The 12,249-nt window shown below is 57.0% G+C and carries 11 protein-coding genes and 1 pseudogene; 9 read left to right on the top strand and 3 right to left on the bottom strand.

What is annotated here, in order from left to right:
• Nucleotides 1–48 precede the first annotated feature (48 nt).
• The gene (gene plsB / locus H7R76_RS22035; RefSeq protein ID WP_182966497.1) at nt 49–2,478 is read right to left on the bottom strand and encodes a glycerol-3-phosphate 1-O-acyltransferase PlsB; all 2,430 of its coding nucleotides are present in this window, start codon (nt 2,476–2,478) and stop codon (nt 49–51) included.
• A 128-nt stretch (nt 2,479–2,606) separates the two neighbouring features.
• Between plsB and H7R76_RS22030 the strand changes: the two genes are divergently transcribed.
• The 4 genes from H7R76_RS22030 (at nt 2,607) to H7R76_RS22015 (ending at nt 5,402) form a co-directional block, all read left to right on the top strand.
• Nucleotides 2,607–2,975 carry a diacylglycerol kinase gene (locus tag H7R76_RS22030; RefSeq protein ID WP_106928585.1) on the top strand — a complete coding sequence of 123 codons (369 nt, stop codon included), beginning with the start codon at nt 2,607–2,609 and terminating at the stop codon, nt 2,973–2,975.
• 99 nt (nt 2,976–3,074) lie between these two features.
• Nucleotides 3,075–3,683 (top strand): transcriptional repressor LexA, encoded by a 609-nt coding sequence (gene lexA, locus H7R76_RS22025; protein ID WP_064546646.1) that lies wholly within the window; start codon nt 3,075–3,077, stop codon nt 3,681–3,683.
• Nucleotides 3,684–3,748: 65 nt separating this feature from the next.
• The gene (dinF, locus tag H7R76_RS22020) at nt 3,749–5,068 is read left to right on the top strand and encodes an MATE family efflux transporter DinF (protein WP_182966495.1); all 1,320 of its coding nucleotides are present in this window, start codon (nt 3,749–3,751) and stop codon (nt 5,066–5,068) included.
• 124 nt (nt 5,069–5,192) lie between these two features.
• Complete coding sequence (locus H7R76_RS22015) at nt 5,193–5,402, top strand: CsbD family protein (protein ID WP_106928582.1); 210 nt, start codon at nt 5,193–5,195, stop codon at nt 5,400–5,402.
• A 53-nt stretch (nt 5,403–5,455) separates the two neighbouring features.
• Here the strand turns inward: H7R76_RS22015 and zur are convergent, their stop codons facing one another.
• Nucleotides 5,456–5,971, bottom strand: a complete 516-nt coding sequence (gene zur / locus H7R76_RS22010) for a zinc uptake transcriptional repressor Zur (RefSeq protein WP_106928580.1) — start codon at nt 5,969–5,971, stop codon at nt 5,456–5,458.
• Between the two features lie 126 nt (nt 5,972–6,097).
• Here zur and H7R76_RS22005 point away from each other — a divergent pair, with 126 nt between their 5' ends.
• The 4 genes and pseudogenes from H7R76_RS22005 (at nt 6,098) to pspG (ending at nt 9,574) form a co-directional block, all read left to right on the top strand.
• On the top strand, nt 6,098–6,586 hold the full coding sequence (locus H7R76_RS22005; RefSeq protein ID WP_182968063.1) for a cupin domain-containing protein: 489 nt from the start codon (nt 6,098–6,100) through the stop codon (nt 6,584–6,586).
• A gap of 171 nt (nt 6,587–6,757) precedes the next feature.
• Nucleotides 6,758–8,003, top strand: a pseudogene (locus tag H7R76_RS22000) (conjugal transfer protein TraF).
• Nucleotides 8,004–8,194: 191 nt separating this feature from the next.
• Entirely contained in the window at nt 8,195–9,193 is a 999-nt protein-coding gene (dusA, locus tag H7R76_RS21995) for a tRNA dihydrouridine(20/20a) synthase DusA (protein WP_182966493.1), read from the top strand.
• Between the two features lie 141 nt (nt 9,194–9,334).
• Complete coding sequence (gene pspG / locus H7R76_RS21990) at nt 9,335–9,574, top strand: envelope stress response protein PspG (protein ID WP_182929640.1); 240 nt, start codon at nt 9,335–9,337, stop codon at nt 9,572–9,574.
• Between the two features lie 173 nt (nt 9,575–9,747).
• Here pspG and H7R76_RS21985 read toward each other — a convergent pair whose 3' ends face one another.
• Nucleotides 9,748–10,731, bottom strand: coding sequence for a quinone oxidoreductase (locus H7R76_RS21985; protein ID WP_182929639.1), 984 nt, complete (start codon nt 10,729–10,731; stop codon nt 9,748–9,750).
• Nucleotides 10,732–10,797: 66 nt separating this feature from the next.
• Between H7R76_RS21985 and dnaB the strand changes: the two genes are divergently transcribed.
• Complete coding sequence (dnaB, locus tag H7R76_RS21980; RefSeq protein ID WP_182966491.1) at nt 10,798–12,213, top strand: replicative DNA helicase; 1,416 nt, start codon at nt 10,798–10,800, stop codon at nt 12,211–12,213.
• Nucleotides 12,214–12,249: the final 36 nt, after the last annotated feature.

Genomic DNA, 12,249 nt, shown 5'->3' with positions numbered 1-12,249 from the left:
ACCACGCGATAAAAAAATCCCCGGCTTTCTGACCGGGGATTTTTGTTTTTACTGCGCCGCCTCTTCCTGCGTTACGCTCTCAATCGTCAAGCGCACGTCCGAGGTAATCAGGCCCGCCATCATCTGGTAAACCTTCATCGTCTCTTCCGGCTCGGCGTCACCGCTGTCGCTGATATAACCCTCATCGCGGAGCGTCAGCACCAGCGAGGAGAACACCGCTTTATCAAAGAACTCCGGCGAGTTGATGCCGTGCAGCACCGACAAACGCTGTGCCAGCGTACGGCTCTCTTTCTCCAGTGTGCTGCGGTTCATCGACGGGTTGCCGCTCAGCAGCCAGAAGGTGATCGCATAGCGCTGCAGCGTTTCGCGTGCGCCAGCGGCCAGCAGTTGCAGCGTGCGGGAGTGCGAAGCGTTAATCCGCAGGTTGCCGTTCTGCTCGGTAATCAGCTCCTGACGGACCATTTCGGCAATCAGGGTGTCCATCACCGACGGCAGCGCCTCGCGATCCCAGCGCAGGAACAGCTCAGCTTTGAGCATCGGGTACAGCGTACCAATGATGCTCAGCACCTGCTCGCGAGAGATCTCACGATGCTGGGTCATGATGGCCGCCAGCAGCGACGGCATGATCAGCATGTGCGCGATGTTGTTGCGGTAATAGGTCATCAGCACCGCCTGCTCGCGCGGCAGAATAATGATGTCGCCGATAGTGTCTTTCTCGACTTCGAACTTATTCATCTGCAGAGCATGGTCGATAAGCTCGCTGGCGGTGGCTTTCGGCGCGGTGGCATCCGGTGAATACGGCGCATTGCGCATCAGTGCCAGGTAGCATTCTACCTGCTGCGTCAGCTGCTCGCGGGTGAGCGAACGCTGGCGCGAGGCCAGCAGCGCGGTGCAGCACAGGTTCATCGCGTTCGCCGCACCGGCGTTGTTAATACGCACCATCAGCTCGCCTGCCAGCTTGTTGACGGTCGGCGTCAGCCATGCCGGACGCACGGCTTCGATTGGGTCGATAGACTCGCGCCATTCCGGCACGTGGTGGTTCAGGTAGGTCATCAGCGGCATCGGTTCGCCGAAGTTGACATAGCCCTGGCCGAGGTTGCGCAGCTTGCTCAGCCCGCGCAGCATCTGCGGCAGGCTCTCTTTTTCTTTCGTCGCGCCGCGCAGCTCTTTGGCGTAGGTACCCACTTCCATCACGTGCTCGTAGCCGATGTAAATCGGCACCAGGGTGATAGGTCGGGAACCGCCGCGCAGCAGCGCCTGAATGGTCATCGACAGGGTGCCGGTTTTCGGGTCCAGCAGACGGCCGGTACGCGAGCGCCCGCCTTCCACGAAGTACTCGACGGAATAGCCGCGGCTGAACAGCTCGCCAAGGTATTCACGGAACACGGTGGAGTAAAGCTTGTTACCCTTAAAGGTACGGCGAATAAAGAACGCGCCCAGACGACGGAAAATCGGACCGGCTGGCCAGAAGTTCAGGTTGATACCGGCGGCAATATGCGGCGGCACCAGGCCCTGATGATAGAGCACGTAAGAGAGCAGCAGGTAGTCCATGTGGCTACGGTGGCAGGGCACATAGACAATTTCATGGCCGTCGTGCGCCAGCTGGCGTACGCGCTCGGCGTTATGGACGTTAATGCCTTGGTACAGACGGTTCCAGGTGAAGCTGAGGATACGGTCAGTCAGGCGAATCATCTCGTAGGAGAAGTTGGCCGCAATCTCTTCCATTAGCGCAATCGCATTCTGCTGTGCTTTTTCATGGGAGATTTTTTTGCTGCGCGCTTCATCTTCGACCGCTTTCGCAATGGCTTTCGAAGCCAGCAGCTTTTTGAACAGGTCGTGACGTGCCGGCAGGCGCGGGCCAACCGCAGCCAGGCGCTGACGGGCAAAGTGCATGCGGGCAACGCGTGCTAGCTTCTGGGCGATGATTTTATCGGTGCCGTGTTCGTCGGCCATGCGGCGCAGCGACACAGACGGCGAGAAGCGCACGAAGCTATCGCGACCAAGCCAGGAGACGGCGAAGAATTTCTGGAAGCCGTTGAGCATACGCAGCGGCGGATTTTCCTCGCCTTTTTCGCGGCCCGGAGAGCGCCCGAACATCACGGAAACCGGCACCATTTGCACATCCAGGTCCGGATTGCTGCGGTGCAGATCGAGATAGTTGTGGAACAGCTTGATCGACTCTTCCTTTGGCGTGTAGTAAGTGAACACGCGCGGGCCGCCGTGAATAAACACGTAGCGCGGCAGCAGAGTGCCGTCGATTTCCAACGGTTCAAGCGGATCGGGTAAATCATGCGCCAGGCACTGGGCGCGCAGCGTCAGCAAGTCGGCCTTAGAGTTATAAGGCAGGACGTACATAATCGGGCGCGACGTATCGAGCCCCAGTTCCTGGGCAGGTTCTGCCGGAATAGACTTGCTTTTTACCAGTACGCTTAATGGTAAATTCAGTAATTTGTAGTAAATTCGTGGCCAGCCGGACATAAACGATGTAAAGCCTCTGGTTAATCATGCAAATGCGCGGCAAGAATATCAGAAAGTCAGCAGAATTTCTGTTCTACCGCTGCATAACTCGCATTGTCATTGACGTAATAACAAAAAAGGTTCTTGAGATGGCCAATAATACCACCGGGCTCACCCGAATCATCAAAGCAGCGGGCTATTCCTGGAAAGGATTTCGCGCGGCGTGGATCAACGAAGCCGCATTCCGCCAGGAGGGCGTCGCGTCGGTGCTGGCGATTATCATCGCCTGCTGGTTGGATGTCGATGCGATTACCCGCGTGCTGCTTATCGGTTCCGTCCTGTTGGTGATGATAGTGGAAATTCTCAATAGTGCGCTGGAAGCCGTAGTCGATCGCATTGGCTCGGAGTATCACGAACTGTCCGGACGGGCAAAAGACATGGGGTCGGCGGCGGTGCTGCTGGCGATTTTTGTCGCGCTGATCACCTGGGGCATGCTGCTGTGGGCGCATTTCCACTAAAGCTGTGAAAACTGCCTGATTTCGTGCGTTTTATGGTTTCAAAATAGACACTAGCTGTATATACTCACAGCATAACTGTATATACACCCAGGGGGCGGAATGAAAGCGTTAACGACCAGGCAGCAAGAGGTGTTTGATCTCATCCGGGATCATATCAGCCAGACGGGCATGCCGCCGACGCGTGCGGAAATTGCTCAGCGCTTGGGGTTCCGTTCCCCGAACGCGGCTGAAGAGCACCTGAAAGCGCTGGCGCGTAAAGGTGTCATTGAGATTGTATCCGGCGCTTCTCGCGGTATCCGCCTGCTGGTGGAAGAAGAAGAGGGCCTGCCGCTGGTGGGCCGCGTCGCGGCGGGTGAGCCGTTGCTGGCGCAGCAGCATATCGAAGGTCATTATCAGGTCGATCCCTCGCTGTTTAAACCCAGCGCCGACTTCCTGCTTCGCGTCAGCGGCATGTCGATGAAAGACATCGGTATTATGGACGGCGACCTCCTTGCCGTGCATAAAACGCAGGACGTGCGTAACGGCCAGGTTGTGGTCGCGCGCATTGATGAAGAAGTGACGGTGAAACGCCTGAAAAAACAGGGTAACGTCGTCGAACTGCTGCCGGAAAACAGCGAATTTAAACCTATCGTGGTCGATCTGCGCCAGCAGAATTTCTCGATCGAAGGACTGGCCGTTGGCGTTATTCGCAACGGCGAATGGCTGTAACACCCGCTTTCTCATGACGGCGATACGCCCCGTATCGCCGTCTTTTTCCTTTTTGGTCGACACTCATGCCGCTACTTACCTCCGCCGATAAGGCCCTGTGGCGCCTTGCGCTACCCATGATTTTCTCCAACATTACCGTCCCGTTGCTCGGACTGGTGGACACCGCCGTGATTGGTCATCTCGATAGCCCTGTTTATCTGGGCGGCGTGGCGATTGGCGCGACCGCGACCAGCTTCCTGTTTATGCTGCTGCTGTTTTTGCGCATGAGCACGACCGGTCTGACGGCACAGGCGTTTGGTGCGAAGGATCCGCAGGCGCTAGCTCGCGCGCTGGTGCAGCCGCTCATGCTGGCGCTGGGGGCCGGGCTGCTGATTATTCTGCTGAAAACGCCACTGATCAATCTGGCGCTCTCCATCGTTGGCGGCAGCGGCGAGGTGCTGGAGCAGGCGCGGCGTTTTCTGACCATCCGCTGGCTCAGCGCCCCCGCGGCGCTGGCTAACCTTGTGCTGCTGGGCTGGCTGCTGGGCGTACAGTACGCTCGTGCGCCGGTTGTTTTACTGGTGGTGGGCAATGTCCTGAATATCGTGCTCGACCTATGGCTGGTGATGGGGCTGCACATGAGCGTACAGGGGGCGGCGCTGGCGACGGCGCTTGCCGAATACGCCACGCTGCTGGTCGGGCTGGTGATGGTCCGCAAGGTGCTGGTGATGCGGGGCATCAGTTGGCTGATGCTGAAAAACGCCTGGCGCGGCAACATTCGCCGTCTGCTGGCGCTGAACCGCGACATTATGCTGCGTTCCCTGCTGTTACAGCTGTGCTTTGGTGCGGTGACCGTTTTCGGTGCGCGCCTCGGCGGCGACGTGGTGGCGGTAAACGCGGTGCTGATGACCATGCTGACGTTTACAGCCTATGCGCTGGACGGCTTTGCCTACGCGGTGGAGGCCCATTCCGGGCAGGCTTTCGGGGCGCGCGATGGCAGCAAGCTGCTGGAGGTCTGGCACGCCGCATGCCGTCAGGCGGGCGTGGTCGCGCTGGCGTTTGCGCTGGTGTACGCGCTGCTGGGGCAACAGATTGTCGCGCTGTTAACGTCGCTACCTGAACTGCAGCAGCTTGCCGATCGCTATGTGCTCTGGCAGGTTGTGCTGCCGGCGATCGGCGTGTGGTGCTATTTGCTGGACGGGATGTTTATCGGCGCAACGCGCGGCGCTGAAATGCGAAACAGTATGGCGGTGGCCGCCTTAGGCTTTGCGCTAACGCTGCTGGCGCTGCCGCTGCTCGGCAACCACGTGCTGTGGCTGGCGCTGGCTGTATTCCTCGCGCTGCGCGGGCTGTCGCTGGCGTATATCTGGCGTCGCCATTGGCGAAACAATAGCTGGTTTTCCTGAGAAATGGTTAAAGATTCCGAATAGTGAAATGAACCCAGAATGACTGACTACAATTAACCTCACGCTTAGCGAAAAAGAACGTGTCTCTTTCGCTATTCACTCACTGACGATCGAGGATTCGACGATGAATAAAGACGAAATCGGCGGTAACTGGAAACAGGTTAAAGGTAAAGTGAAAGAGCAATGGGGCAAACTCACCGACGATGATATGACGGTGATCGAAGGCAAACGCGACCAACTGGTCGGTAAAATTCAGGAACGCTACGGATACGCGAAAGATCAGGCGGAAAAAGAGGTCGACAGCTGGGATAAACGCCACAATATCCGCTGGTAACGCGCTTCTCCTGCCCGGAGTACACGGATGTACTCCCCCCGCTAATCGCTCGGTTAGCGGGCCTTTTTCTTCAACTGAATGGTATGGTCGTGATGACAGTGCTCATGCGCGCGGCAGGCTTCAACCTCGACGCAGGCAGAGCATAGGCCATGGGCCTCAATGACGTTGTGGCGTAGGGCAAAGCCCATTTTCGCCGCCAGCGTATGCATGATATCTTCCACCCCTTCTGCACACTCTTCTTTCACCACGCCGCAGCGATCGCAGATAAACATCGCGGAGGTATGCGTCGGCTGATCGAACAGATGACAGAGCACGTAGCTGTTGGCGGATTCCACCTTGTGTACGAAGCCTTGCTCAAGCAGAAACTCCAGCGCGCGATAGACGGTTGGCGGTTTGGCCTGGGGTTCTTTCTCGCGCAGCAGGTCCAGCAGGTCATAGGCGCTAATCGCCCCTTCCTGCAGGCTCATCAGGCGCAACACTTCCAGACGTTGCGGAGTCAGGCGCACGCCGCGTTGCGCGCACAGCTTCTCAGCCTGCGCTAACAGTTCTTGCGTGGTGGTCTTATCCATTGGCGTCCTCGAGTTACGGGTGAAATAAACCCCTACTTTACCATGTTATGCCGGAAACACCGAGTTTCCACAGGTGTGCTATAGGTGTGTTATAGCAGGTGAACTTCACACTCAGGATGAAAAATGATGAAAAGACCCGACTGTATTCGCCATTGGCGCGATGTTGAAGGACCCGACGACTCCACTTATCCCGACAGCGACGAGCGTTTTGCCATCGGTGCGCCGCTGGCCCGTGCGCTGGGGCTCAGGCATATCGGCATTCACCACGAACGATTACCGCCCGGCCGCCGCACCTCGTATCCGCACGCCGAAAGCGACGAGGAAGAGTTTATCTATGTGCTGGAAGGCTATCCACAGGCGTGGATTAACGGCTATTTGTGGAAACTTGTACCGGGTGACAGCGTTGGTTTTCCGGCCGGAACCGGCGTATGCCATACCTTCATCAACAACACCAGCGAAGAGGTACGGCTGCTGGTGGTGGGTGAAGCCAACAAAAAGCATAACCGTATTTACTACCCGCTGAACGCTGCTTATGCCGTCACGCGCGAAGACCGCTGGGTGGATCACCCACCGCAATTTTTTGGCCCGCACGACGGAAAACCTGGGCGAAAGTAATCTTATCTTCTATAAAAGATTAGGGTGCTTATTAATAATAACCAGCTTGTAGAAAATTTCAGTTAAGGGAATAGAACGCTTTTTGTCCCGTTATTCACAGCAATAGTTCGCCCCCGTTCAGGTGATAACGAAGGGGGGATTGTTTCATAACGACAATAAGACGAGCAAACTGTGAAAAAAAACGACAAATTTTCGCTGATGGGGATCGCTGTCTCTTTCATTATGGCAGGGCCGGCAGAGGCGGCAAACGGCTGGGTTGAGGCCCGAAGCGATGCGATGGGTGGCACGGGGGTGGCTTCGGCGCCGTACGCCAGCGGGGCGCTGATTAACCCCGCGCTGCTGGCCAGGTCGCAGCCTGACGACGCGGTGACGCTGGTTTTTCCGACGATCGGCGCGCAGGTATCCGATAAGGACGATCTGCGCAGCGAAATCGACGATATCAGCGACGATGTGAATGGCTACCGTAAAGCGCTCAACGGTGTGAATCCGGTGCAGCTGTTTGTCCCCGGCAGCCCGGGTTATCGTCAGGTGTCCGGCGCGGCGGGGGATCTGGCGGATCGGCTATCATCCCTGAAGGGCAAAACTGCCAGCGCGAAAGCGGGGGCAGGGATGGTGGTGGCAGTGCCGAATGATGTACTGGCGGTGGCGTTTGTGGCAAAGGCCAACGCGCGCGCGCCTCAGCTCGTATATCGACCAGGGTGACATCGACACGCTGCGCCGCGTGCAGGCGGTGCCGGCCAGCGTGCTGATGGTCGATCCCAACAATCTGAAATCACAGGGATTTGGCCGCGCAGCGATCGTCTCTGACTACGGCGTGGCGATGGCCCGTCAGTTTAATCCTGGCGGCGTACCGATTTCACTGGGCGTTACGCCGAAGCTCCAGCAAACCTGGCTCTATAACTACACCGTCTCTATCTACAACTTCAGCAGCGACGACATCAACAGCAGCCGCTATCGCAATGATGATACGGGCTTTAACGTCGATGCCGGGATGACTGCCGATTTTGGCGAGAGCTGGACGGTGGGGCTCAGCGGGCAAAACCTGTTCTCGCGCGATATTGATACCAAAGAAGTGGCCGGCGTGCGCGATACCTACCAGATACGTCCACTGGTGACCGCTGGGGTGGCCTGGCACACCGATCTCGTGACCTTAAGCGTCGATGGTGATTTGACGCAAACCAAGGGCTTTAAAAGTGAAGAGGCGTCGCAGTACGTAGGCGTTGGCGCAGAAGTGCGCCCGCTGGACTGGCTGGCGGTGCGCGCGGGTTATCGCGCTGATGTAAAAAATAACGACAGCAACGTCTTTACTGGCGGCGTCGGCTTTGTGCCCTTTAATCGGGTGCACGTCGATCTGATGGGACTGTACGGCGAAGAGCAAACCTGGGGGGCGGGGATGCAGCTTAGCGTCATGTTCTGACCACGGATCTTGTAGGCCGGATAAGGCGTTTACGTCGCCATCCGGCAACGTGCGCTGGACCGCCTGATGGCGCTGTGCTTATCAGGCTTACCCCAGCTGCCAGCGTGTTACCCACCGGGGATTCGCTACATCCGCGCTCAAGGTTTGTGCTATAGTAGCCGCCCATTTTTCCGGATGCTTAAATAATCACCATGTTGTCAGAATCCTCGACCGCTACTTTCCCCGCTCACCGTTTCTCCATCGCGCCGATGCTCGACTGGACCGACAGGCACTGCCGCTACTTCTTGCGCCTGCTGTCCCGGCACACGCTGCTGTATACCGAAATGGTGACGACCGGGGCAATTATTCACGGTAAGGGCGATTACCTGGCGTATAGCGAAGAAGAGCATCCGGTTGCCCTGCAGCTTGGGGGCAGCGACCCGGCGGCGCTGGCGCAGTGTGCTGCGCTTGCGCAGGAACGCGGCTATAACGAAATCAACCTTAACGTCGGTTGCCCGTCCGATCGCGTACAGAACGGTATGTTTGGCGCCTGCTTGATGGGCAACGCGCAGCTGGTGGCAGACTGCGTCAAGGCGATGCGCGACGTGGTGTCCATTCCGGTGACGGTGAAAACCCGTATTGGTATTGACGATCAGGACAGCTATGAATTCCTCTGCGATTTCATCGACACGGTTTCCGGCCGCGGCGAATGTGAGATGTTTATCATCCACGCCCGTAAAGCCTGGCTTTCAGGCCTGAGCCCGAAAGAGAACCGCGAAATTCCGCCGCTGGACTACCCGCGAGTGTATCAGCTCAAGCGCGATTTCCCGCATCTGACGATGTCCATCAACGGTGGCATTAAATCGCTGGAAGAGGCCAGGGCGCATCTGGAACATATGGACGGCGTGATGGTGGGCCGTGAAGCCTATCAAAACCCGGGTATCCTGGCGTCGGTCGATCGTGAAATCTTCGGCGCCACCGACGTTGATGCCGACCCGGTGGCGGTGGTGCGCGCGATGTATCCGTACATCGAGCGTGAGCTGAGCAACGGCACCTATCTTGGACATATCACTCGTCACATGCTGGGGCTGTTCCAGGGCATCCCCGGTGCGCGCCAATGGCGTCGCTATCTGAGCGAAAACGCGCACAAGGCCGGGGCCGATATTAACGTACTGGAGCATGCGCTGAAGCTGGTGGCCGATAAGCGCTAAATTTTTCGCTAAAATCTGGTCAAATTCACCACGCCCTGCGCATTGTCGCGGGGCGTTTTTGTTGATAATCAATAAGTTATTTTTGGCACGGTTTTTGTAATAGTGACATCAGAGAAACGTGTATTTTCCGGGGGCACGACCATGCTGGAACTGTTATTTGTGATTGGCTTTTTTGTGATGCTGCTGGTGACGGGGATTTCCCTGCTTGGCATTCTCGCCGCACTCGTTGTGGCGGCGGTACTGATGTTCGTCGGCGGATTGTTTGCGATGATGATCAAGCTGCTGCCGTGGTTAATTCTGGCGGTGGCAGCGGTGTGGATTATCCGGGCGATCAAGGGGCCGAAAAATCCACCGTACCGCAGCAATTACCGGAGGTATTGAGGGGTGTGTCACAACCTCGATATTTTTGCATAAATCTCCGTAGGATCCGCGTAATAAATCTGTCACTATTACCGCCGATAACGAATTCATCGCGCTGTACCCTACATACAGCCGAACTAAAAAAAGAAAGGGCTTCCTGCGGGAAGCCCTAGTCTTTTGTGCAGTGAAAACACTTAAGGAATCAGCAGGCTTGAGCCTTGCGTTACCCGGCTTTCCAGAATCTCATGCGCGCGACGCGCTTCCTTCAGCGGGTACTTCTGACTTTCCGCCACGTCTACCTTGATAATGCCGCTGGCGATCAGTGAGAACAGTTCGTGGCTGGCCTCTTTCAGCTCGTCGTAGGTGGTGATATAGCCGTAGAGGGAAGGACGGGTCACGAACAGCGAGCCTTTCTGATTGAGGATCCCCAGATTCACGCCGGTCACCGGGCCGGATGAATTGCCGAAGCTGACCATCAGACCGCGACGCTGCAGGCAGTCGAGCGAGGCCTCCCAGGTATCTTTCCCCACCGAGTCGTACACCACCGGCAGCTTTTTACCGCCGGTTATCTCTTTGACGCGTTCGGCAATGTTCTCTTCACGGTAGTTAATCACCTGCCAGGCACCTGCCTGCAGCGCGCGCTTCGCTTTCTCTGCGCTGCCGACGGTGCCAATCAGCTTCGCTCCCAGCGCTTTCGCCCACTGGCAGGCAATCAGCCCCACACCGCCCGCCGCAGCGTGGAACAGGAACGGTTCGCCGGGCTTAATTTCATAGGTTTTACGCAGCAGATAGTAGACGGTTAACCCTTTGAGGAAGGAAGCTGCAGCCTGTTCATAGGAGATGGCTGCCGGAAGCAGAGCCACTTTATCCGCCGCGACGTTGTGCACCGAGCTGTAAGCGCCAAGGCCCGACTGCGCGTAGACCACGCGATCGCCTATCTTGATGTGCTTAACGTTGCTGCCCACCTGGCTGACTACGCCAGCGGCTTCGGTACCCAGGCCACTCGGCAGCGATGGCGGCGGATAGAGCCCGCTGCGAATATAGGTATCAATGTAGTTGATGCCGATAGCTTTGTTTTCTACCTGCACTTCGTTCTCGGCAGGGGCGTTAGGGGTGAATTCAACGGCGTTGAGCACGTCCGGGCCGCCATGTTTGCTAAATTCAATACGGGTTGCCATGCTTCCTCCTGAACAATTATGTGGTAATCTTTCGACCCACTCTTTATCTCGGTAATACCATTCACTATGGCAGCAAATAAACCCTTCAACAAACCTCAAGCCGAAGCTCGCGACCGCGATCCGCAGGTGGCAGGGCTGAAAGTACCGCCGCACTCGATTGAAGCGGAACAGTCGGTGTTGGGCGGTTTGATGCTGGATAACGAGCGCTGGGACGACGTCGCTGAACGCGTGGTTGCGGAGGATTTCTACACCCGTCCGCACCGCCATATCTTTACGGAGATGGGGCGTTTACAGGAAGGCGGCAGCCCGATAGACCTGATTACGCTCGCGGAATCGCTGGAGCGACAGGGGCAACTGGACAGCGTCGGCGGCTTCGCCTATCTGGCGGAATTGTCAAAAAATACGCCAAGTGCGGCAAACATCAGCGCTTATGCCGACATTGTTCGCGAACGTGCAGTCGTTCGCGAAATGATCTCGGTGGCCAATGAAATTGCCGAAGCCGGTTTCGACCCGCAGGGGCGCACCAGCGAGGACCTGCTGGATCTCGCTGAATCCCGGGTGTTTAAAATCGCCGAGAGCCGCGCCAATAAAGACGAAGGCCCGAAAAACATTACCGATGTGCTCGACGCTACCGTCGCGCGTATCGAACAGCTATTCCAGCAGCCGCACGACGGCGTTACCGGGGTGAACACCGGCTACGACGATCTCAACAAGAAAACCGCTGGTTTACAGCCGTCGGATCTGATTATCGTCGCTGCTCGTCCATCGATGGGTAAAACGACATTTGCAATGAACCTCGTCGAAAATGCGGCGATGTTGCAGGATAAACCGGTCCTTATCTTCTCTCTCGAGATGCCCTCGGAACAGATTATGATGCGTTCTCTGGCCTCGCTGTCGCGGGTGGACCAGACCAAAATCCGTACCGGCCAGCTCGATGATGAAGACTGGGCGCGCATCTCTGGCACCATGGGGATACTGCTGGAAAAACGCAATATTTACATTGACGACTCTTCCGGCCTGACGCCGACGGAAGTGCGCTCCCGCGCGCGCCGTATCGCTCGTGAGCACGGCGGCATCGGGCTTATCATGATCGACTACCTCCAGCTGATGCGCGTGCCGTCGCTCTCTGACAACCGTACGCTGGAAATCGCCGAAATATCACGTTCACTCAAAGCGTTAGCGAAAGAATTACATGTGCCGGTGGTGGCGCTGTCGCAGCTTAACCGCTCTCTGGAACAGCGCGCGGACAAGCGCCCGGTCAACTCCGACCTGCGTGAATCCGGCTCCATCGAGCAGGATGCTGACTTAATCATGTTTATCTATCGTGATGAGGTTTATCACGAAAACAGTGACTTAAAAGGCATCACTGAGATTATCATCGGTAAACAGCGTAACGGCCCGATCGGCACGGTGCGCCTGACGTTTAACGGCCAGTGGTCGCGCTTCGATAACTACGCTGGCCCGCAGTACGACGACGAATAACAACGCTGAATCTGGTGACTCAAGCAAATACTTATC

The sequence above is a fragment of the Klebsiella sp. WP8-S18-ESBL-06 genome (genome assembly GCF_014169755.1).
Taxonomy (GTDB): domain Bacteria; phylum Pseudomonadota; class Gammaproteobacteria; order Enterobacterales; family Enterobacteriaceae; genus Kluyvera; species Kluyvera ascorbata_B.
The sequence above is the reverse complement of the archived record's forward strand: the minus strand, read 5'-3'. Positions and strand labels throughout refer to the sequence as shown.

Bases quoted from the DNA above. Each gene is read 5' to 3' on its own strand.
- plsB (WP_182966497.1), bottom strand. From the start codon at position 2,478: ATGTCCGGCTGGCCACGAATTTACTACAAATTACTGAATTTACCATTA.
- H7R76_RS22030 (WP_106928585.1), top strand. From the start codon at position 2,607: ATGGCCAATAATACCACCGGGCTCACCCGAATCATCAAAGCAGCGGGC.
- lexA (WP_064546646.1), top strand. From the start codon at position 3,075: ATGAAAGCGTTAACGACCAGGCAGCAAGAGGTGTTTGATCTCATCCGG.
- dinF (WP_182966495.1), top strand. From the start codon at position 3,749: ATGCCGCTACTTACCTCCGCCGATAAGGCCCTGTGGCGCCTTGCGCTA.
- H7R76_RS22015 (WP_106928582.1), top strand. From the start codon at position 5,193: ATGAATAAAGACGAAATCGGCGGTAACTGGAAACAGGTTAAAGGTAAA.
- zur (WP_106928580.1), bottom strand. From the start codon at position 5,971: ATGGATAAGACCACCACGCAAGAACTGTTAGCGCAGGCTGAGAAGCTG.
- H7R76_RS22005 (WP_182968063.1), top strand. From the start codon at position 6,098: ATGAAAAGACCCGACTGTATTCGCCATTGGCGCGATGTTGAAGGACCC.
- dusA (WP_182966493.1), top strand. From the start codon at position 8,195: ATGTTGTCAGAATCCTCGACCGCTACTTTCCCCGCTCACCGTTTCTCC.
- pspG (WP_182929640.1), top strand. From the start codon at position 9,335: ATGCTGGAACTGTTATTTGTGATTGGCTTTTTTGTGATGCTGCTGGTG.
- H7R76_RS21985 (WP_182929639.1), bottom strand. From the start codon at position 10,731: ATGGCAACCCGTATTGAATTTAGCAAACATGGCGGCCCGGACGTGCTC.
- dnaB (WP_182966491.1), top strand. From the start codon at position 10,798: ATGGCAGCAAATAAACCCTTCAACAAACCTCAAGCCGAAGCTCGCGAC.